The sequence below is a fragment of the Serratia sp. HMSC15F11 genome, assembly GCF_001808215.1.
GTDB lineage: Bacteria > Pseudomonadota > Gammaproteobacteria > Enterobacterales > Enterobacteriaceae > Serratia > Serratia nevei.
This window is the reverse complement of sequence record NZ_KV792508.1, coordinates 92,881-112,920: the sequence shown is the minus strand read 5'-3', so window position 1 is coordinate 112,920 and position 20,040 is coordinate 92,881. Positions and strand designations below refer to the sequence as shown.

General features: G+C 55.1%; 18 protein-coding genes, 2 pseudogenes and 1 riboswitch. Of the genes and pseudogenes, 4 read left to right on the top strand and 16 right to left on the bottom strand.

Annotation, left to right across the window (positions count from 1 at the left end; translation table 11 throughout):
- Nucleotides 1-75: 75 nt before the first annotated feature.
- A riboswitch (Fluoride riboswitch) is annotated at nt 76-138 on the bottom strand.
- A gap of 82 nt (nt 139-220) precedes the next feature.
- Nucleotides 221-649: a GNAT family N-acetyltransferase gene (locus tag HMPREF3138_RS23345; RefSeq protein ID WP_038877426.1), complete on the top strand. Its 429-nt coding sequence runs from the start codon at nt 221-223 to the stop codon at nt 647-649.
- 1 nt (nt 650) lies between these two features.
- On the opposite strand, the pseudogene HMPREF3138_RS23340 reads toward HMPREF3138_RS23345, so the two are convergent.
- Nucleotides 651-1,717: pseudogene (locus tag HMPREF3138_RS23340) on the bottom strand (diguanylate cyclase).
- Nucleotides 1,718-1,935: 218 nt separating this feature from the next.
- On the opposite strand from HMPREF3138_RS23340, the gene tatA reads away from it, so the two are divergent.
- Nucleotides 1,936-2,151 carry a Sec-independent protein translocase subunit TatA gene (gene tatA / locus HMPREF3138_RS23335; RefSeq protein WP_038877431.1) on the top strand — a complete coding sequence of 72 codons (216 nt, stop codon included), beginning with the start codon at nt 1,936-1,938 and terminating at the stop codon, nt 2,149-2,151.
- Nucleotides 2,152-2,244: 93 nt separating this feature from the next.
- Here tatA and lipA read toward each other — a convergent pair whose 3' ends face one another.
- From lipA to HMPREF3138_RS27525, 3 genes are all read right to left on the bottom strand, one after another.
- The gene (lipA, locus tag HMPREF3138_RS23330) at nt 2,245-3,210 is read right to left on the bottom strand and encodes a lipoyl synthase (RefSeq protein ID WP_025160046.1); all 966 of its coding nucleotides are present in this window, start codon (nt 3,208-3,210) and stop codon (nt 2,245-2,247) included.
- A 315-nt stretch (nt 3,211-3,525) separates the two neighbouring features.
- Nucleotides 3,526-4,299, bottom strand: coding sequence for an acyltransferase family protein (locus HMPREF3138_RS23325; protein ID WP_071605357.1), 774 nt, complete (start codon nt 4,297-4,299; stop codon nt 3,526-3,528).
- Nucleotides 4,268-4,483 carry an acyltransferase family protein gene (locus tag HMPREF3138_RS27525; RefSeq protein ID WP_038877436.1) on the bottom strand — a complete coding sequence of 72 codons (216 nt, stop codon included), beginning with the start codon at nt 4,481-4,483 and terminating at the stop codon, nt 4,268-4,270. The genes HMPREF3138_RS23325 and HMPREF3138_RS27525 overlap by 32 nt, the downstream gene beginning before the upstream one ends.
- 632 nt (nt 4,484-5,115) lie before the next feature.
- Between HMPREF3138_RS27525 and HMPREF3138_RS23315 the strand changes: the two genes are divergently transcribed.
- The gene (locus HMPREF3138_RS23315) at nt 5,116-6,411 is read left to right on the top strand and encodes a flippase (protein WP_057522941.1); all 1,296 of its coding nucleotides are present in this window, start codon (nt 5,116-5,118) and stop codon (nt 6,409-6,411) included.
- 1 nt (nt 6,412) lies between these two features.
- Entirely contained in the window at nt 6,413-7,315 is a 903-nt protein-coding gene (locus HMPREF3138_RS23310) for a capsular polysaccharide synthesis protein (protein WP_038877438.1), read from the top strand.
- Between the two features lie 52 nt (nt 7,316-7,367).
- Here the strand turns inward: HMPREF3138_RS23310 and lipB are convergent, their stop codons facing one another.
- From lipB to leuS, 12 genes and pseudogenes are all read right to left on the bottom strand, one after another.
- On the bottom strand, nt 7,368-8,036 hold the full coding sequence (gene lipB, locus HMPREF3138_RS23305; RefSeq protein ID WP_038877440.1) for a lipoyl(octanoyl) transferase LipB: 669 nt from the start codon (nt 8,034-8,036) through the stop codon (nt 7,368-7,370).
- A gap of 134 nt (nt 8,037-8,170) precedes the next feature.
- Complete coding sequence (gene ybeD, locus HMPREF3138_RS23300; protein WP_004940012.1) at nt 8,171-8,437, bottom strand: DUF493 family protein YbeD; 267 nt, start codon at nt 8,435-8,437, stop codon at nt 8,171-8,173.
- Nucleotides 8,438-8,541: 104 nt separating this feature from the next.
- Nucleotides 8,542-9,753: a D-alanyl-D-alanine carboxypeptidase DacA gene (gene dacA, locus HMPREF3138_RS23295; protein ID WP_038877442.1), complete on the bottom strand. Its 1,212-nt coding sequence runs from the start codon at nt 9,751-9,753 to the stop codon at nt 8,542-8,544.
- A 180-nt stretch (nt 9,754-9,933) separates the two neighbouring features.
- Nucleotides 9,934-11,013: an endolytic peptidoglycan transglycosylase RlpA gene (gene rlpA, locus HMPREF3138_RS23290; protein WP_038877444.1), complete on the bottom strand. Its 1,080-nt coding sequence runs from the start codon at nt 11,011-11,013 to the stop codon at nt 9,934-9,936.
- 10 nt (nt 11,014-11,023) lie between these two features.
- Nucleotides 11,024-12,135, bottom strand: a pseudogene (gene mrdB, locus HMPREF3138_RS23285) (peptidoglycan glycosyltransferase MrdB).
- An 8-nt stretch (nt 12,136-12,143) separates the two neighbouring features.
- On the bottom strand, nt 12,144-14,039 hold the full coding sequence (gene mrdA, locus HMPREF3138_RS23280; protein ID WP_038877446.1) for a peptidoglycan DD-transpeptidase MrdA: 1,896 nt from the start codon (nt 14,037-14,039) through the stop codon (nt 12,144-12,146).
- A gap of 38 nt (nt 14,040-14,077) precedes the next feature.
- Nucleotides 14,078-14,548, bottom strand: coding sequence for a 23S rRNA (pseudouridine(1915)-N(3))-methyltransferase RlmH (gene rlmH, locus HMPREF3138_RS23275; protein WP_004940002.1), 471 nt, complete (start codon nt 14,546-14,548; stop codon nt 14,078-14,080).
- 3 nt (nt 14,549-14,551) lie between these two features.
- Nucleotides 14,552-14,869, bottom strand: a complete 318-nt coding sequence (rsfS, locus tag HMPREF3138_RS23270) for a ribosome silencing factor (RefSeq protein ID WP_038877448.1) — start codon at nt 14,867-14,869, stop codon at nt 14,552-14,554.
- A gap of 194 nt (nt 14,870-15,063) precedes the next feature.
- Nucleotides 15,064-15,726 carry a nicotinate-nucleotide adenylyltransferase gene (gene nadD / locus HMPREF3138_RS23265; RefSeq protein ID WP_015376938.1) on the bottom strand — a complete coding sequence of 221 codons (663 nt, stop codon included), beginning with the start codon at nt 15,724-15,726 and terminating at the stop codon, nt 15,064-15,066.
- The gene (holA, locus tag HMPREF3138_RS23260; protein WP_038877450.1) at nt 15,716-16,750 is read right to left on the bottom strand and encodes a DNA polymerase III subunit delta; all 1,035 of its coding nucleotides are present in this window, start codon (nt 16,748-16,750) and stop codon (nt 15,716-15,718) included. Before holA ends, nadD begins: the two co-directional genes overlap by 11 nt.
- Complete coding sequence (lptE, locus tag HMPREF3138_RS23255) at nt 16,747-17,307, bottom strand: LPS assembly lipoprotein LptE (protein ID WP_070559358.1); 561 nt, start codon at nt 17,305-17,307, stop codon at nt 16,747-16,749. The genes holA and lptE overlap by 4 nt, the downstream gene beginning before the upstream one ends.
- Before the next feature lie 14 nt (nt 17,308-17,321).
- A complete protein-coding gene (leuS, locus tag HMPREF3138_RS23250; RefSeq protein ID WP_038877455.1) occupies nt 17,322-19,904 on the bottom strand; it encodes a leucine--tRNA ligase in 2,583 nt (860 codons plus the stop codon).
- Between the last annotated feature and the right edge of the window lie 136 nt (nt 19,905-20,040).

Below are 20,040 nucleotides of genomic sequence, written 5' to 3'. Positions count from 1 at the left end.
CAACTACCTTTCAATCAGAGAAATTCACGGGACTCGGAAAGGGACAGGCGTAACGCTACGCGCCTCTCTCCGAGAGGTTACGTAGACATCATCAGCCTGTGAAGGCGGTTAGGGAGGAATGTCATCTCCAGCGTGCCGCACGGCCTTTTTTACCGTACCCGGTGGATGTTACACCTAACGCCGCCTATTTTGTAGTATCGACAATCTGCGAGGTTACCCCATGGAAATCAGAACGGCGCGCCTGAGCGATCGCCAGGCTATCGCCGAATTAATGACGGCGTTGGATTATCCCGGCACCGAGGCGTTTCTGACGCAGCGAATGCACCAGCTGCTGGCGCATCCGGACGAGGCGCTGCTGGTGGCAGTGGAGGGCGAGCGGGTGCTGGGCGTGCTGTCGCTGCATTTTCTGCCGCAGCTGGCGTTGGCCGGCGACATTGGCCGCATCAGCTATTTTTGCGTCGACGACCGAGCGCGCGGCGCAGGCGTAGGGCGGCGGCTGTTGGCGGAGGGCGAGGCGCTGGCGCACCGTCGCGGCTGCGATCGGCTTGAAGTCCATTGCCACAGCCGCCGCGAGCGGGCGCATACGTTTTACCGGCGTGAAGGCTTTGTCGAAGCGCCGAAGTATTTTGCCAAGTTATTAAACCAGTAAGTTAGTCGCCCGTCGGCGCCGCCGTTTCCAGCCGGTTGCGGCCATTTTGCTTCGCTCGGTAAAGCGCACCGTCGGCCGCTTTCAGCCAGTCCAGATAACCGCCCAGCGCGGGGTGGTAGTTGGCGATGCCGGCGCTGATCTGTAGCCGCAGCTGTGGCGCCTCTTTGAAGATAACGGCGTCCAGCCGCTGCTGGATGCGCCGCAGGACGGTTTCCGCCTGTTCGGCGCTGGTGTTCGGCAGCACTGCGCCAAACTCGTCGCCGCCGTAGCGACCGACGATATCCACGTTGCGCAAGCCAATCAGCAGCTCTTCCGCCAGCGCCGCCAGGGCCTCATCCCCCAGCGCATGGCCGAAAGTATCGTTGATGGTTTTGAAACGATCGATATCCATCAAGATCAGCGTGGCGTTGTCCTGGTAGCGGCGGCAACTGTCGAACTGACGATGCAGCAGATGCTCCCAATGGCGGCGGTTGTACAAGCCGGTCAGCCCATCGCGGTGCTGATGCGTTGCAGCTCCTGTTTTTTTTCCGCCAGCCGTTTGGCGGTGCGGTAGGTCACCAGGCCGAGCAGCGTGGGATAAAGGTAGATCATCGGCAGGCACAGATAGATTTGCAGCGGCGTGCTGTGCGGGTGGAACGGGAAACCGAGCAGCGCGCCGGTCAGCGCCGCCGCGGCCAATTGAATCGCCAACCCTTTGACAAACAGGGCCTTACCGGCCGAAGCGATGTTGTTCATGCTCATCATCGACAGGATGACGATCGCCGGCAGCGCGTTGAACGCCATCATCGCCGCCCAGAAGCCGCCGAAGGCGGAGTCGATCAGCAGGTTGCGGATCTCGGCTTTGAACGGATCTTTGGCGCGGCAGGCCAAGCGGTAGGCGAGATGCGGCCAGAGAAAACCGTGAAAGGCCAGCAATAGCCAGACCGCCGTGGGCGGAGCCAAGGGATAGAGTGCGGCGCAAACGCAGATAAAGCCGAGCCCCAGACCGGCGACGCGGGGCAGATAGGTGCGTTTGGCGAAGCTGAGGCCGGATTTTCGGGCATCGAAAATGGGGGGGGCAATATACATCCGGCATCTCCCTGATAAGTATCATGGCAGCGTATCATGCGGGTGATAAACTAAGAATAGTCTGGAGTTCACGCCGTGAGGCGGCGTGGCATTCCTGCGACGGATCTCACTCTGTTACATGTTGCGGTTGTGCGAGCGGGGGGAAAGTCGCTAAATATTCGCAGGCAAGGTCAGTTTTTCTCGCTGTTCACGCAGCGCTCTATGATAAGAAGGTGAGTATGGAAGGTATCAGTATTACCAAACTTCTGGTGATTGCGGTATTGGTGATTTTACTGTTCGGCACCAGCAAACTGCGCACGCTCGGCGCCGATCTTGGTGCGGCGCTGAAAGGCTTTAAAAAAGCCGTGGGTGACGACAGCACGCCGCCGGCCGCCGGCAGCAACACTGCCGAGAGCCAGTCCGCTCAGCAGAGCGTCGAGAAGAAAGACGTTTAATCCCGTCTGAGGGCGCGCAATAAAAAACGGATGCCTTGCGGACATCCGTTTTTTGGCGTTTCCGCCGTCTTTAGCGTAACAAACTATTACGCGTTATTTCACTTCCATCCCTTTGGCCTGCAGATCGGCGTGATAAGACGAACGCACGAACGGGCCACAGGCGGCGTGGGTGAAGCCCATTGCCATCGCTTCTTCTTTCATCTCGTCAAACTCGGCCGGGCTGACGTAGCGCTGCACCGGCAGGTGGTGGCGGCTCGGCTGCAGATACTGGCCCAGCGTCAGCATGGTGACGCCGTGACGGCGCAGATCGCGCATCACTTCGACGATTTCCGCGTTGGTTTCGCCCAGGCCGACCATCAGGCCGGATTTGGTCGGGATATTCGGGTGCGCCTCTTTAAAGCGCTCCAGCAGCTTCAGCGACCACTCGTAGTTGGCGCCCGGGCGCACCTGGCGGTATACGCGCGGCACGTTTTCCAGGTTGTGGTTAAACACGTCCGGCGGCGTGGCGGTGAGGATCTCCAGCGCGCGGTCCATACGACCGCGGAAGTCCGGCACCAGCGTTTCAATTTTGATGTTCGGGCTCTTGGCGCGGATGGCGGAGATGCAGTCGGCAAAGTGCTGAGCACCGCCGTCGCGCAGATCGTCGCGGTCAACCGAGGTGATCACCACGTAACGCAGCGCCATGTCGGCGATGGTTTGCGCCAGCTTTTCCGGCTCGTTGGCGTCCGGCGCGATCGGGCGGCCGTGGGCCACGTCGCAGAACGGGCAGCGACGGGTACAGATGGCGCCGAGGATCATAAAGGTGGCGGTACCGTGGTTGAAACACTCGGACAGGTTAGGGCACGAGGCTTCCTCACAGACGGAGTGCAGGCCGTTTTTACGCATGGCGGCTTTGATGCCCTGAATGCGCGTTGAATCGGCAGGCAGTTTGATCTTCATCCACTCGGGTTTACGCAACAGCTCCTGCCGTTCGGTGACCACCGTTTTGACCGGGATCAGCGCCATTTTGTCAGCATCGCGGTATTTGACGCCGCGTTCCATCTGAATTGGTTTACTCATAATCGTGCAGGTTCCAGTTACGAAGCTTGAGTTATTTTTTACTGATTATCAACAGCTTACAATCTTATGGTGACGTGATGGTCAAGCCGAGCCGAAATTATATCACTTTTGACGCGATCCATTCAGCCCTTATTGTAGGATTATATTGGAGTGGCTATGGCAAGCAGTGTTGACTGGAGATAATGAATCAAAGCAAGCGTAACAGATTATCTCGGTAGTCAAATACGATATATATGTAGGGACTAAGTCGATAGGTTAAATTTTGTGGGATTTTATTGGGCCCATTAATGGTATATTAATAGACCCGCAGCGCTATTAGAGTAGATACTTGAACTTTTTATTCATCTTTGAAAGGATGATGGCAAGTAAAATAGAAAAAACAGAGCTAAGTAAGAATATGGTATACATACTCTCAGAGATTCCGAATCTATCAGATGATACGATTTTTATGATGAAAGGATGTGTTAGGTAAACAGCTGTTGCTATTGTTGACATCGATTTCACGCTTTTTTTGATATTGATGTTTTTTGCTATTAAGAAAAGAGCTGGTGCTAAAATTGATACGGAAAAAAGCGTATCTATAGGCAGTATGTCACCAATAGAATAGTAATAGATCGACTCAAAGATTACGCAAAAGGCAGAGAGCGCTGCTATAGAGATAGCGATTCTTTGATTGATTTCTATTTTCTGGGTTCGTAAATAATGACCAATGAACATAAAAGGGAATCCCATAAATAGAAAATTACGGTATAAGTTAATAAGAATGTAACGGTCTTGAGTTAGCTGTTTCCCATGGATTTTTAAGTAATACTGTATAAGTACACCACATATTATCAATGCAAATGAAATTGCCAACATAACGTTCATATTTGACTTTCTGGTCAAAAATAAAAGTACTCCTCCGACAAACATCGCGACCAAATACCAGAGATGATGAAAACCCAGAAGCATTGTTATAGCGAGATCTAATTTCCCAGTGCTCGTATGAATATCAAACTGCTTGTAATAAATAGGAAGGTAAATAATCATCCATAGAGTATAAAGGATGATTACTCGTTTAACCCAAGTGTAAAATCCTGATTTTTTCAATAGAGGCGATTAAAAAATAACCATTGACAATAAAGAAGAATGGAACAGCATATCTAAAGAGACCATTAACGAGCGAATATGAGTAAATGCTTTCCATTCCAAGGTTATGTACATGCATACTGATGATTAGTATGGCCGATAAAAATTTGAGGTTGTCCAGTGCACCGAATCTGATAGTCCCCATCAATATCCCCGTAGCTTTGTAATGAAATCTCTGAGTGAAACTTTAATGTTCCATATAAATTAATATATCACAATCAGTAGGATAGGCAATGTTGAAGTATTTTCAATAAGCAGGGTGAAAAAATTAGAGGGAATGGGGGAGTAGACATAACACAATGTTAACTTACAGGGTTTTCTGTTTATCCTTTTGATATTAAATTAATTTAGTGCTATTGCGTTGATTCGATAGATAACGTGTTGATTTCTATGCTCTGATGAGGTGATCTTGAGCGATTTCTGGATACCTTCGAGGTTTCATCCACCGAAAGTAATGGGTATGGCATGGTAATTTCGGTATGGGATATTTCTTAAAATAATAATTTTATCTTACAGGGCTAGGCTATTGACGATTTTTTTGGTGTTGATTTTTATTATTTCATGGGGTTTATTTCAATGCTTTGAATTTATTGGTTTTTTTTGATTTTTTGTGACTGTTTTAGCATTTTGCAGCATGAAATAATGACCTATCAATCAATGGTCTGTCGAATGTTGTAAGTTTAGCAATGAGTTTCGGTTTGGTGACCGATAAAGCGATTGATTTTCAATGGGAAATCCGTCAAAATATTTAAAATTTTAATCGAGCAATGCAATAATATGAAGAAAAACATCAAAAATCTTTCATATATGTTTTTTGTGCAAATGGCAAACTATGTTTTCCCATTAATAACAATACCTATTGTTGCCAGGGTATTTGGTCCTGAAAAATTGGGGTTGATAAATTATATCGCAGCGATTGTTGGGTATTTCTCTCTTGTTGTCAGCTATAGCTTTAACTTTACTGGCGTCAGACGCGTTACGCGGGAAAAAAACAGTAGTAATCAGATATTCTCAACAATATTTACCTCGCAGATGTTACTGATTTCTATAAGCATGGCTATATTTGCAATATGTATATTCACTATTGGTGATCTTAAGAATAACATTGCGCTTGCGCTGATTACTTTTTGCTCGTGCTTGTCCTTGCTTTTTACCCAAACATGGTTTTTGCAAGCTTATAGTGATTTTAAAACCATTGCACTTCTATCTTTTGTTTCAAAATCAGCTTCTTGCATATTGATTGTTGTGCTCATTAAATCTCCGGACGATATTTTACTCTATGCGGCGATCCTTAATGTAATAACTCTAATAACGGCAATTATCACATTTGGTATTATCATCAGTAAATATCGTGTAAAGTTAAGATTCGCACCAATAAAAGACTGCATACGTTACTTGAAGGAAGATAGGCACCTTTTTCTCTCTAGTGTAGTGACAAATTTGTATACTACTACAGGGATTGTTCTCTTGGGGGCAATATCTACAAAGCAAGATGTTGGTTACTATTCTTCAGCCCAAAAGCTTATTGAAGTTGCTAAAAGTGTAATGATAATGCCAGTTTATCAAATTATTTTCCCTATCCTTTCGGAAAAATTTGGTAGGGATAAGAATGAAGGTGTTGAAACAGTAAAGAAAATTATGCCGATATTTATTTGCATGAGTTTGATGATGCTTATCGGTATGATTACTTTCAGTAAATTGGCTACGTTAATTATATTTGGTAAGGCTTTTTTACCGTCAGCACCTATCGTTGTGATTCTGTCTTTCGGCCTTTTTGCCGTGTTTTATGGCATTATTATTGGCGGCCAAGTGATGCTGAATATGGGGCTCGATAAAGTATTTGTGAAAATACAAATCATAGTTTCAGTATTTAGTTTGACTGCTAATTACTTGATTCTGCCGTATGGCGGAGGTTTAACTACTGCAACTATATGGACAGTATCTGAATTTGCAATATCGTTATATCAGTATATTGTGCTTAAACGTATGGGCATCATTCTTATTGACAGGGATACTTTCAAACTTTCATCTTTAAGTGTAGCTCTTCGCTATTTGACAAAACGGGATTCATAAAATGATAAAGAAATTTTTGAAAATGCTAAAAATCATTACCGAGAGAAGGGAAGAGACACCTAATGTTAATTGGGTTGAGATTAATGAAAGTAATAAAAAGCACTACAATAATTATGTGATACCAAAATTAATCTGGATATATTGGGACTCAGAGACGTTACCTGAAATTGTGCGAATGTGCATTGAGCAGGTTAAAAAACTATGTTCTGATTACGAAGTGATGGTATTGAACGAAAACAATGTTCATAATTATATTACCCTCCCTGAGGTTAATGGCTCGCTCCCTAAATCTAATGTTGCTGATATCATCAGGTTGTTACTTCTTAAAAAATATGGCGGAGTCTGGATGGATGCCAGCATATTTTTAACTGAAGGTCTTGAGTGGATAACATCAAGAATGCAAAATCACGAGGCATTTCTTTTTTACTCAAATGAATGTACGTCTAACATTGATAAACCTATCTCAGAAAACTGGTTTATCGTTTGCCCTAGGGAAAGTAATTTCATTCAGGCATGGCTTAGAGAGTTTGAAGGCTGTGCAACCAGTGACGATCCAAAGAATTATTATGCCAACTTAGAGAGACGAGATGAGCTGTTGCAACGTCTGACTCGGCCCGATTACTTGTTATGTTATATTTCAGCCATTGTTGTACTTGATAGAAATCACTTTAATATTTTGTATGCATCATCGGAAAGCACTGGGCATTACTTTAATTATAAGCATAACTGGGATGGCATTTATGTTGCTACGGAGTTGCTGCTAAAAAATAAAGATAAAGTCGCCATTCCTAAACTGATAAAGTTTAACTCCTCAACAAGGAAAGGGGTCGAGCGATTTATTAATAAACGAATTTATACTAAAAAGAGTTTATTAGGGGCATATATTGCTGCACAGAAGAAATGATAGACGTTAGCAATTTCTGATTGCGGTGAAAATGACCGCTAGCCCCTAGGCCTCATAGGTAATCGTGCAGGTTCCAGTTACGAAGCTCGACCGTCTGGTAGCCGAGTAAATGAACAAATTCCTGTACCAGGATTGGGTGTATGTCTTCAATGCCAACGCCGGGCGCCAGCGCGCTGACCTGCGTCATTTGCATGCCGGCGTAACCGCAAGGGTTGATGCGTTGGAAGGGGCTGAGATCCATCGCCACATTCAGGGCCAGGCCGTGGAATGAGCTGCCTTTGCGGATCCGCAAACCCAACGAACAGATTTTCTGCTCCCCCACGTACACGCCAGGCGCATCGGGACGGGCGCGCGATTCGAGGCGGAAGTGGGCGAGGGTGTTGATAACCGTATCTTCTATCGCCGTAACCAATTGGCGTACGCCGACCTTGCTGCGTTTCAGATCGATCATCACGTACATCACCTGCTGGCCCGGCCCGTGGTAGGTCACCTGGCCGCCGCGATCGCTCTGGACCACCGGGATATCGCCGGGCATCAGCAGGTGCTCGGCTTTGCCGGCCTGGCCCTGGGTGAAGACCGGGTGATGTTGCACCAGCCACAGCTCGTCCGGCGTAGTCTCGGTACGACTGTCGGTGAAGTTGTGCATGGCTTGGGATACAGGCGCGTAGGGCTGCAACCCCAGCTGACGCAAAATGATCTTGTCTGGTTGCAAAAGAGTCATCGTCAGGTTACAGAAGTGGTAAAGCCATTATACCGGGCGCTCCGGCCTGCGACCAGCCTTTCGCTGACCAAAAATGCGCAACCCGGGAAGACGCTGCGCCATCCCGGGTTGATAAGCAGGGGGTTATGCTGGAATTACAGCACCATGCGAACAATTTCAATGTTGCCCAACTCTTCGTACAGGGTTTCGACCTGCTCGATGTGAGTAGCGTTGATGGTGATGGAAACGGAGTGGTAGTTGCCTTTGCTGCTCGGCTTAACCTGCGGGTTGTAATCGCCCGGTGCATGGCGCTGCACCACTTCAACTACCTGGTCAACCAGCTCAGGCTGCGCCAGGCCCATCACCTTGTAGGTAAACGAGCAAGGGAATTCGAGCAGTTCGTTCAGTTTAGTTTTTTGCATGTGCGTGCGCTCCAGAGTGCTAGCTAATCTATAAAGTATAACTCCCGCCGGGGCGGGAGTTAGTGTTATTCAGTATATGGGGGCAATTTCGCCCGATTCAACCGTTAACCGAACCAGTGGTGGAACATCAGTTTGATGTAGTCCACGATGCGGCTGAAGAAACCGCCTTCTTTCACTTCGTTCATCACCACCAGCGGACGCTGGTCGATGGTTTTGCCGTCCAGCTGGAAGTTGATGCTGCCGACCACCTGGTTTTTCGCCAGCGGCGCGTGAATTTCAGGGGTGTTCAGCACGTAGCTGGCCTTCAGATCTTTCATGCGGCCGCGCGGGATGGTCAGGTAGACGTCTTTGTCCACGCCCAGCTCAACGCGGTCGGCATCGCCGAACCAGACCGGCTCGGAGGCGAACTCTTTACCGACCTTCAGCGGCGCCACGGTTTCGAAGAAGCGGAAGCCCCAGGTCAGCAGTTTCTTGCTCTCGGCTTCGCGGCCTTTGTAGGTGCGGCCGCCCATCACGGCGGAGATCAGACGCATCTGGCCTTCGGTCGCCGAAGCCACCAGGTTGTAACCCGCGGCGTCGGTGTGGCCGGTTTTGATGCCGTCGACGTTCAGGCTGTTATCCCACAGCAGACCGTTGCGGTTCATCTGGCGGATATTGTTGAAGGTGAACTCTTTTTCTTTGTAAATCGCGTACTCTTCCGGCACGTCGCGGATCAGCGCCTGGCCGATCAGCGCCATGTCGCGCGCCGAGCTGTACTGGCCCTGGGCATCCAGGCCGTGTACCGTCTGGAAGTGGGTGTTCTGCAGGCCCAGCTTGCTGACGTAGGTGTTCATCTGGTTAACGAACGCGTCCTGGCTGCCGGCGACGTAGTCGGCCATCGCCACGCAGGCGTCGTTACCGGATTGCAGGTTGATGCCGCGGGTCAGTTTGGAGACCGGCACGCGATCGCCCGGCTTCAGGAACATCAGCGAGGAGCCTTTGAACACCGGGTTGCCGGTCGCCCAGGCGTCCTGACCGACGGTCACCAGATCGTCCTGGCCGATTTTGCCCGCTTTCAGCGCCTGGCCGATGACGTAGCTGGTCATCATTTTGGTCAGGCTGGCCGGATCGCGACGCGCGTCGGCGTTCATCTCGGCCAGCACCTTGCCGGAGTTGTAATCAATCAGGATATACGCTTCCGCATCGATCTGCGGGACACCTGGGATCATGGTTTTGATGTTAACGTCATCGGCATGTGCAACGGAGGCTGCGCTCATTGCGATAACGGTGCCGAGTGCGATGCTTTTGATTAAGCGAAAAGAAGTTACTTGTTTCATGATCGGGACTACAACATCCGTGAAAGTAAAGTTAAAAAACGAGCCACACTATAGCAGATGCGATCCCGGCAGGCATTACCCATTCATCTGACTAATTGCGGTTAGAGAACTTTTAGCTGCAAGAAAATGTTTCAGCTAAATAACCGCTTATCAGCCGCGAATGCCCGCCGGGCTTAACGCTTAGGGTGCAGCAGTAACGAAAGACTGTTGTTGCGCTTCGCTGGCCAGGCGTTGCTGCAGCTGGGTTGCCTGCTGACGGCTGCTGAACGGGCCGAGCTGGACGCGATAAACGTTGCCGTTAGCCGCCACTTTGCCCGGCACGCCAAACTGCTGGCTCAGGCTTTGCTGCCAGCTCTGGGCGCGCTCGGCGCTGCTCAGCGCACCGACCTGCACCACGTAACCGCCGGAGGAAGACGCAGCAGCCATGCCGGCAGCCGCGGTGCCGGCCGCGACCGGCGCGGCCACGGCTTCAGGTTCTGATCCTTCCAGCACGCCGGCCGGTACGGCGCTTGGCGCGCCGAGGAAACCGCTGCGGCCGCCGGTTGCGTTGCCGCCGGCGGCTGGCGCGTTGTTGTCGTCGGTGCGCAGGCTGCTGTTATCGATCGGGCGCACCGCCGCGCCGCTGGCGACCGGCACGTCCTGTTGGATCGGGGTGCCCATGCCGCTGGAGCCGAGATCCGGGCGTGCCGGCAGGGCGTAGCTCTGTTTCGCCACGATGGTGCCGATGGTGCCCGGGCCGCTCAGCGTGCCGTCCGGCGCCACGTTGATGAAATCGACTTTGACCTTGGTGTTGTTGGACAGGTTGAGGCGATCGGCGGCGGCTTTCGACAGATCGATGATGCGGCCCTTGGTGTAAGGCCCGCGATCGTTGACGCGCACCACCAGCTGACGGCCGTTGGCCAGGTTGGTGACACGTACATAGCTAGGGATCGGCAACGTCGGGTGCGCCGCGGTCAGGCCGTTCGGATCGAACTGCTCGCCCAGCGCGGTGGTGTTACCGTTGGCTTCTTCGCCATACCAGGCCGCCAGGCCGGTCTGCGAGAAGTTCTGCGGATCTTTTACGATGCGGTAAGTATCGCCATTAACCTTATAATCCTGCATGTTATTAGGGTTATAGGGTTCATATTGAGGCTCGACGCCACCGATTTCCACCACCGGGCCGTTGTACGGCTGTTGTGGCGCCTGCTGTTCCGTGGTCGGGGCGGTACAGGCGGAGAGCAACACTGCCGCGACGCCGATCCAAAGCCATTCCTTACGCATTACTCACCTCTTATAAACTTTTAGACAGCATTTTCCGATGCGTGTGGATCGACATGATGATGCCGAAACCGGCCATCAACACTATCAGCGCCGAACCCCCGTAACTGACCAGAGGCAAAGGTACGCCAACTACCGGCAAAATGCCACTGACCATACCGATGTTAACAAAGACATAAACGAACAAAATCAGCATCAAGCCGCCAACCATCACGCGGCCGAAGGTGGTTTGCGCCTTGGCGGCGATCATCAGCCCGCGAATGATCACCAGCAGGTAAAGCGCCAGCAGCACCAACACCCCGATCAGCCCCAGCTCTTCGGCTAACACGGCGAAGATAAAGTCGGTATGGCGTTCCGGCAGGAACTCCAGCTGCGACTGGGTGCCGTGCAGCCAGCCCTTGCCGGACAGGCCGCCGGAGCCGATGGCGATCTTGGATTGAATGATGTGGTAGCCGGCGCCGAGCGGGTCGCTTTCCGGATCGAGCAGCATCATCACGCGGTCGCGTTGATAACCGTGCATCAGGAAGAACCACAGCACCGGGATAAAGGCCGCCAGCGCGACGGCGGCGACGGCGATCAGTTTCCAGCTCATGCCCGACAGGAACAGCACGAACAGGCCGGAGGCGGCGATCAGGATCGAGGTGCCCAGATCCGGCTGCGCGGCCACCAGCAGCGTCGGCAGGAAGATCAGCACCAGGGCGATGGCGGTGTTTTTCAGCGAAGGCGGGCAGACGTCGCGGTTCATAAAGCGCGCCACCATCAGCGGCACGGCGATCTTGGCGATTTCCGACGGCTGGAAGCGCACCACGCCGAGATCCAGCCAGCGCTGCGCGCCTTTACTGATCTGCCCGAAGGCGTCCACCAGGATCAGCAAAATCACGCAGAAGATATACAGATAGGGCGCCCAGCTTTCGTATACGCGCGGCGGGATTTGCGCCATGACGGCCATCACGATCAGCCCCATGACGATCTGCCCGATCTTGCGCTCCATCATGCCGATGTCTTGGCCGCTGGCGCTCCACATCACGAAGGCGCTGTAGACCAGCAGGGCCAGGATCAGCAGCAGGAACGTCGGGTCGATGTGGATTTTTGTCCAGATCGGCCTTTTTGTTGGCTTTCAGTCATGTTCTACCTTAGTCACCTTCTACGCCAGGCGGCAGCGGGGCTTCGCTTGGCAATTGCGTATTGTTGTCGCCCAGCAGAATATGGTCGAGGATCTGGCGGGTGATGGTGCCCACCGCCGGACCGGAGCCGCCGTTTTCCAGAATGATGGCGACCGACACCGTCGGATTGTTGAACGGCGCGAAGGCGGTCATCAGTTTATGATCGCGCAGGTGCTCCGCCAGTTTATGGGCGTTGTAAGTTTCGTAGCCGAATACCTGTGCGGTACCCGATTTCGCCGCGGCTTTGTAAGGGGCGTCCGCAAAGTATTTGCGCGCCGTCCCGTTCGGACGGTTGGCCACCCCGTACATGCCGTCTTTGGCGATTTCCCAGAAGCCGGAGTGAATATCGCCGATCTGCGTGTCTTCTTCCTGTTTGAACGGCACCAGCGCGCCGTTGACGCGGGTGCTCTGCAGCAGGTGAGGCGTTTTGACGGTGCCGTCGTTGATCAGGGTGTTCAGCGCCTTGGCCATCTGAATCGGCGTGGCGGTCCAGTAGCCCTGGCCGATGCCCACCGGAATGGTGTCGCCCTGATACCACGGCTTTTTATAGCGCTTCAGCTTCCATTCGCGCGTCGGCATCAGGCCGGAGCGCTCTTCGGACAGATCGATGCCGGTGTACTGGCCGTAACCAAATTTGGTCAGCCAGGTCGACAGCCGATCGATCCCCATGTCATAGGCGACCTGATAGAAATAGGTATCTGCGGACTCTTCCAGCGCCTTGGTGACGTTCAGCCGGCCGTGGCCCCATTTTTTCCAGTCGCGGAAGCGTTTTTCCGAGCCGGGCAGTTGCCACCAGCCGGGATCGAACACCACGGTGTTCTTGGTGATCACCCCGGCGCTGAGCGCCGACACCGCGATGTAAGGCTTCACCGTCGACGCGGGCGGGTAAACCCCCTGCGTGGCGCGGTTGATCAGCGGGCGATTCGGATCGTTCAGCAGCCCCTGATAGTCCTTGCTGGAAATGCCGTCCACGAACAGGTTCGGATCGTAACTCGGGTTGGACACCATCGCCAGAATGGCGCCGGTGCGCGGATCGCTAACCACCACCGCGGCGCGGCTGCCTACCAGCAGCTGCTCGATATAGCGCTGCAGGTTGAGATCGAGCGTCAGGTAGACGTCCTGACCGGCGGAAGGCGGCTGCTCGTGCAATTGGCGGATCACCCGGCCGCGGTTGTTGACCTCGACCTCTTCGTAGCCGGTTTTGCCGTGCAGCGTGTCTTCGTAATAGCGTTCGATGCCCAGCTTGCCAATGTCGTGGGTCGCGGCGTAGTTGGCCAGCTTGCCGTCTTTGTCCAGGCGTTCGACGTCGCGGTCGTTGATCTTCGAGACGTAGCCGGTGACGTGGGTGAGGGCGGAGCCGTAAGGGTAGTAGCGGCGCTGGTAGCCTTTCACTTCCACGCCGGGGAAGCGGAACTGATTGACCGCAAAGCGGGCGACCTGCACTTCGGTCAGCGCGGTTTTCACCGGAATGGAGACGAAACGTCGCGAACGCTTGCGCTCTTTTTCGAAATTGGTGATGTCGTCGTCGGTCAGGTCGACCACCGTGCGCAGCGCCTGCAGCGTGGCTTTGAGGTCGTCAACCTTCTCCGGCATCAGCTCCAGCTGGTAAATGGTGCGGTTGAGCGCCAGTGGGGTGCCGTTGCGATCGTAGATAATGCCGCGGCTGGGCGCGATAGGCACCAGCTTGATGCGGTTTTCGTTGGAGCGGGTGCGGTAATCCTCGACGCGGACCACTTGCAGATTATACAGGTTGGCGATCAGGATGCCGGACAGCACCAGGATGACCAAGAACGCCACCAGGGCGCGGCGTACAAACAGGGCGGATTCAGCCGTATAGTCGCGAAAAGGGTTACGTTCTATTTTCATCCCGCTGCTTTATTTCACTCTGTCACGGTCACCACCGGCTATTCCCGGTGGTAAGGATGATTTGTAGTAATACTCCAGGCGCGGTAGAGGCTTTCGGCCACCAGGACGCGCACCAAAGGATGCGGCAATGTCAACGGAGAAAGTGACCAGCTCTGCTCGGCAGCGGCTTTGCAGGCGGGCGCCAACCCTTCCGGGCCGCCGATCAGCAAGCTGACGTTACGGCCATCCTGCTTCCAGCGTTCAAGCTGCTGCGCCAGCTGCGGCGTTTCCCACGGCGTGCCTGGGATATCCAGCGTAACGATGCGGTTGCCTTTGCCCACCGCCGCCAGCATCTGTTCGCCTTCTTTGTCCAGAATGCGCTTGATGTCGGCGTTTTTGCCGCGTTTGCCCGCCGGGATCTCGGTCAGCTCAAACGGCATATCTTTGGGAAAGCGGTGCAGGTAATCCATAAAGCCGGTTTGCACCCAGTCTGGCATTTTGGTGCCGACCGCCACCAATTGCAGTTTCACCGCTTAGCTCCAGAGTTTTTCCAGCTCGTACAGGCGACGGCTCTCTTCCTGCATCACGTGCACGATAACTTCGCCCAGATCGACCACGATCCAGTCGGAGGCTTCCTGGCCTTTCATGCCGTACAGCTCCATGCCAACGGCACGGGATTCCTGCACCACGTGGTTGGCGATCGACATCACGTGGCGAGTCGAGGTGCCGGTGCAGATGATCATGCAATCGGTGATGCTGGATTTGCCCTGGACGTCCAGAGCGATAATGTCTTGGCCTTTCAGGTCATCGATTTTATCGATGACGAAATCTTGGAGCGCTTTACCTTGCAAAGGTTCCCCCTCGGGTGTGTTCTGTTCAGTCGGCTGCGGCGGGCAAAATGCGCGCGCCGCGGCGTAACCGGATAATGGTTTCGGCAGGCTGCCGCTGAAAGCCAGCTAACTGGTGACTGCCCGGCCAGCTAAGGTTTCCGGGGTTTTCAGCGGATACCTGAAAAATAGCGGCGCAGTATATCACGCACCTTTCGCTAGCGATATAAACCCTGCAACTCGATGTAGCGCTGCACCGGGCGTGGCAGCAGGTCGTCGCAGTTGAGGCCCTGATGGCGGCGCTGGCGGATCTCGGTGGCGGAAATTTCCAGTTCCGGCGTATCGGCCAAATAGATATGGCCGTGTGGGCGACGGCTGAGCAGCGCCGGGTCGGCGGTGCGATGGCGTTCCAGCCACTGCTGCAGCTCCGGCGTGTCCATGCGATCGTTATAGCCCGGGCGCGCCAGCACCAGCAGATGGCAGACGTCCAACAGCGCCTGCCAGCGATGCCACTTATGCAGCGTCAACAGCGAGTCCTGGCCAATAATAAACGCCAGCGGCTGGGCGGCGCCACGCTCTTTACGAATCGTTTCCAACGTCTCGATGGTGTAGGAGGGAGTGGTGCGGTGCAGTTCGCGATCGTCGACCGCAAACAGCGGATTGCCGGCGATCGCCAGCTCGACCATTTTCAGGCGCTGCTGCGCATTGGCCTCCGGCTGCGGGCGGTGCGGCGGCACGTGGTTAGGCAGCAGCGTGACGCGATTCAGACCCACTTCGGCGGCCAACGCTTCCACCGGCCGCAGGTGGCCGTAGTGGATCGGGTCAAAGGTGCCGCCGAACAGCGCGTGCAAAACGGTGGGGTGTTCCGGATTAGTGGGCATCGGTAAAACTCGTGGCCAGGGGTTTGCCGCACAGCAGCATCGACAGGGTTTCCAGTTCCGGCCAGACCGACTGGCCATAATCCTGCTTGAGGGTCAGCTCGATTTGCGTCAGCAGCTGTACCGCCTGTTGCAGCTGGGGGCCGGACAGGCGTTGCAACGCCTGGGTTACCAGTGGGCGGCGGTTCTGCCAGACCTTGTGCTGATCGAACAGCGTGCGCAGCGGCGCGGAAGCCATGCGGCGCTGCAGCGTCAGCAGCAGCAGCAGTTCGCGCTGCAGAGTGCGCAGCAGGATCACCGGCTCTACGTCCTCTTGCTGCAGCTGCTGCAAAATATGCCAGGCGCGCTTGCTCTTGCCGGCCAGCAGGGCATCCAGCCAGTGGAACGGCGTGAAGTGGGCGGCGTCGTTCACCGCCTGCTCGACGCGCGGCAATGTGAGCTTGCCGTCCGGGTGCAGCAGCGACAGCCGCTCCAACGCCTGCGACAGCGCCAGCAGGTTGCCTTCGTAGCAGTAGCACAACAGCTGATTGGCGGCGTCGTCCAGCTCCAGCTTCATCGCCTTGGCGCGCGTGGCGACCCAGCGCGGCAGCTGCGCCTGTTCCGGCGTCTGGCAACTGACGAGGGCGCCGTGCGGGCTGAGCGCCTTGAACCAGGCGCTGTTTTCCTGCGCTTTGGTGAGGCGCGGGCCGCGCAGGATCAGCAGAATATCCTCGTGCAGCAGCGTGGCGAGCTTGGTCAGCTGTTCGCCGATCGGCGCCGTCGGGCCGTTTTCCGGGAAGATCAGCAGCAGCGTCTGGCGGCTGGCGAACAGGCTCATCGCCTGGCAGATGCCGAAGATGGCGTCCCAGTCGGTATGGGCGTCAAGGGAAATGCTGTAGTGCTCACTGAACTGCTGCTGTTGCGCGGCCTGCCGGAGCAAATCCTGGCTTTCCTGCAGCAGCAGCGGTTCATTGCCGCACAATAAATAACAAGCGCGCAGCCCCTCTCGGAGCTGCGCGGCAAGTTGTTCCGGATAAATGCGGATCATTGTGCGGTTTGGCTTGCCGCTCGTTCGCCGGCGGCAGCGGCTTTCTGCCGGTTCTCTTCTTCCGCCGCATGCACGGTCAGCAGTTTGCGCACCAGCTGTTGCGCCGCCTGCTCACGCATTTCCTGGCGAATGATCTCCTGTTCGGAGTCCTTGGCCAGCGCGGTCAGCGGGTTGTCGAAGAAGGAACGGAACACTTTCACCGACAGCGGATACAGGTCATGGCCCGGGATCAGCACCTGCGCCTGTACGGTCAGCACCAGCTGGTACTCGGCGGTTTTACCGTCCTGGAAGATCGAGGCGGTATCCTGGCTTTCCGTCGCGCCGACGATGCGCAGGGAAGGCACGTCTTTACGTTTCGGATCGCTGACGATAGTCACGTCGTTAAGACGCAGCTGCTCACGCACCGCGCGCGTCAACGGGCCGTAAGGATCCGAACTGTCCAGGATCAGCGTTTTCATTTCATTCGGCCCCTGCGTGGTGCCACGCAGGTGAAAACCGCAGCCGGCGGTGACCAGCACCGCCAACCCCAGCAACAGCGTCAGAATACGTTGTCGCACAACTCCTCCTTGTGTTAACCCACAACCAGGTTAAGCAGTTTGCCCGGAACGTAGATCACTTTGCGAATCGTGACGCCGTCCAGATATTTAGCCACCAGATGCTCTTCGGCAGCGCGCGCACGCACCTGCTCTTCGGTCGCATCGGCAGATACGGTGATTTTAGCGCGAACCTTGCCGTTCACCTGCACCACCACCAGCTTGGAGTCTTCGACCATCGCCTGCTCGTCGGCAACCGGCCATGGCGCGGTGTCCACGTCGCCTTCGCCGCCCAGCGCCTGCCACAGGGTGAAGCACACGTGCGGGGTGAACGGGTACAGCATGCGAACCACGGCCAGCAGCGCTTCCTGCAGCAGCGCGCGATCCTGCTCGCTCTCCTGCGGCGCGCGGGCCAGCTTGTTCATCAGCTCCATCACGGCGGCGATAGCGGTGTTGAAGGTCTGACGGCGGCCGATATCGTCGGTTACCTTGGCGATGGTTTTGTGCAGATCGCGGCGCAGCGCTTTCTGATCTTCGTTCAGCGCCGCTACGTCGAGCGGCTGTACCGCGCCTTTTTCCACGTGATCGTAGGCCAGTTTCCACACGCGTTTCAGGAAGCGGTTAGCCCCTTCCACGCCGGATTCCTGCCACTCCAGCGTCATTTCTGCCGGTGAAGCGAACATCATGAACAGACGCACGGTGTCCGCGCCGTATTTTTCCACCATCTCCTGCGGGTCGATGCCGTTGTTCTTCGACTTCGACATTTTGCTCATGCCAGCATAGACCAGTTCACGGCCTTGCGGATCGGTGGCCTTGATGATGCGGCCCTTATCGTCGCGCTCGACGGTGGCGTCAACCGGAGATACCCAGACGCGCTCGCCGCTGTTGCCGGTGTAGTAGAAGGCGTCGGCCAGCACCATGCCCTGACACAGCAGGCGCTTGGCCGGCTCGTCGGAATCCACCAGGCCTGCATCGCGCATCAGCTTGTGGAAGAAGCGGAAGTACATCAGGTGCATGATGGCGTGTTCGATACCGCCGATATATTGATCGACCGGCAGCCAGTAGTTGGCAGCGGCCGGATCCAGCATACCTTGGTCATACTGCGGGCAGGTGTAGCGCGCGTAGTACCAGGAAGACTCCATAAAGGTGTCGAAGGTGTCGGTTTCACGCAGCGCTGGCTGGCCGTCGACGGTGGTCTTCGCCCACTCAGGATCGGCCTTGATCGGGCTGGTGATGCCGTCCATGACCACGTCTTCCGGCAGGATCACCGGCAGCTGATCTTCCGGCGTCGGCATCACGGTGCCGTCTTCCAGCGTCACCATCGGGATTGGCGCGCCCCAGTAACGCTGACGGGAGACGCCCCAATCGCGCAGACGGTAGTTGACCTTGCGCTGGCCCACGCCCTTGGCGACCAGTTTGTCGGCGATGGCGTTGAAGCCCGCTTCATTGTCCAGGCCGTCGAATTCGCCGGAGTTGAACAGCGCGCCTTTGTCGGTCATCGCTTCGGCGCTCACGTCAGGCCGGCTGCCGTCGAGGTTCAGGATCACCGGTTTGATCGGCAAATCGTATTTGGTGGCGAATTCCCAGTCGCGTTGGTCGTGCGCCGGTACCGCCATCACGGCGCCGGTGCCGTATTCCATCAGCACGAAGTTGGCGACCCACACCGGCAGCTTCTCGCCGCTCAGCGGGTGGACAACGAACAGGCCGGTCGGCATGCCTTTCTTCTCCATCGTCGCCATTTCGGCTTCGGCAACTTTGGTGTTGCGGCATTCGTCGATGAAGTCGGTCAGCGCCGGGTTGTTGCGCGCGCCCTGTTGCGCCAGCGGGTGGCCCGCGGCGACCGCCACGTAGGTGGCGCCCATGAAGGTGTCGGGACGGGTAGTGTAAACCGTCAGCTTCTCTTCGCTGTCCGCCACGTCGAAGGTGATTTCCACGCCTTCGGAGCGGCCAATCCAGTTGCGCTGCATGGTTTTCACCTGCTCCGGCCAGCTTTCAAGCGTGTCCAGATCGTTCAGCAGCTGATCGGCGTAGGCGGTGATTTTGATGAACCACTGCGGGATCTCTTTACGCTCGACCTTGGTATCGCAGCGCCAGCAGCAGCCGTCGATAACCTGTTCGTTGGCCAGTACGGTCAGATCGTGCGGGCACCAGTTCACCGCCGAGGTCTTCTTGTAGACCAGGCCTTTTTCATACAGCTTGGTGAAGAACCACTGTTCCCAGCGGTAGTATTCCGGCTGGCAGGTGGCGATTTCGCGATCCCAGTCGTAGCCGAAGCCCAGCAGTTTCAGCTGGTTCTTCATGTATTCGATGTTGTCGTAGGTCCACGGGGCCGGTGCGGTGTTGTTTTTCACCGCCGCGCCTTCCGCCGGCAGGCCGAACGCATCCCAGCCGATCGGCTGCAGTACGTTTTTGCCCAGCATGCGCTGATAGCGCGAGATCACGTCGCCGATAGTGTAGTTACGAACGTGGCCCATGTGCAGTCGGCCGGACGGGTAAGGCAGCATGGATAGGCAATAGTACTTTTCCTTGCTGTCGTCTTCGGTAACTTTGAAAGTCTGCTTCTCTTGCCAGTGAAGCTGTACGTTCGATTCTATGTCTTCTGGACGGTATTGCTCTTGCATGGCGGCCGGTGGTCCTGTAGGTGTAAACCGTTGCCCCGGTCAGAGGCAACGCAATGAACATTTAGTATTCGTAGATCCGCATAGCATAGCTGATAAGACCTCCCGGCAACAACTCCAAGCGCCTGACTCGGCGCAT

Excerpts from the sequence above, each read along its gene's own strand:
- HMPREF3138_RS23315 (WP_057522941.1), top strand. The coding sequence starts at position 5,116 with ATGAAGAAAAACATCAAAAATCTTTCATATATGTTTTTTGTGCAAATG.
- HMPREF3138_RS23345 (WP_038877426.1), top strand. The coding sequence starts at position 221 with ATGGAAATCAGAACGGCGCGCCTGAGCGATCGCCAGGCTATCGCCGAA.
- ybeD (WP_004940012.1), bottom strand. The coding sequence starts at position 8,437 with ATGCAAAAAACTAAACTGAACGAACTGCTCGAATTCCCTTGCTCGTTT.
- HMPREF3138_RS23310 (WP_038877438.1), top strand. The coding sequence starts at position 6,413 with ATGATAAAGAAATTTTTGAAAATGCTAAAAATCATTACCGAGAGAAGG.
- dacA (WP_038877442.1), bottom strand. The coding sequence starts at position 9,753 with ATGAAACAAGTAACTTCTTTTCGCTTAATCAAAAGCATCGCACTCGGC.
- rlpA (WP_038877444.1), bottom strand. The coding sequence starts at position 11,013 with ATGCGTAAGGAATGGCTTTGGATCGGCGTCGCGGCAGTGTTGCTCTCC.
- HMPREF3138_RS27525 (WP_038877436.1), bottom strand. The coding sequence starts at position 4,483 with ATGGGGACTATCAGATTCGGTGCACTGGACAACCTCAAATTTTTATCG.
- mrdA (WP_038877446.1), bottom strand. The coding sequence starts at position 14,039 with ATGAAAATAGAACGTAACCCTTTTCGCGACTATACGGCTGAATCCGCC.
- lipB (WP_038877440.1), bottom strand. The coding sequence starts at position 8,036 with ATGACTCTTTTGCAACCAGACAAGATCATTTTGCGTCAGCTGGGGTTG.
- tatA (WP_038877431.1), top strand. The coding sequence starts at position 1,936 with ATGGAAGGTATCAGTATTACCAAACTTCTGGTGATTGCGGTATTGGTG.
- lipA (WP_025160046.1), bottom strand. The coding sequence starts at position 3,210 with ATGAGTAAACCAATTCAGATGGAACGCGGCGTCAAATACCGCGATGCT.
- nadD (WP_015376938.1), bottom strand. The coding sequence starts at position 15,726 with ATGCCCACTAATCCGGAACACCCCACCGTTTTGCACGCGCTGTTCGGC.
- leuS (WP_038877455.1), bottom strand. The coding sequence starts at position 19,904 with ATGCAAGAGCAATACCGTCCAGAAGACATAGAATCGAACGTACAGCTT.
- holA (WP_038877450.1), bottom strand. The coding sequence starts at position 16,750 with ATGATCCGCATTTATCCGGAACAACTTGCCGCGCAGCTCCGAGAGGGG.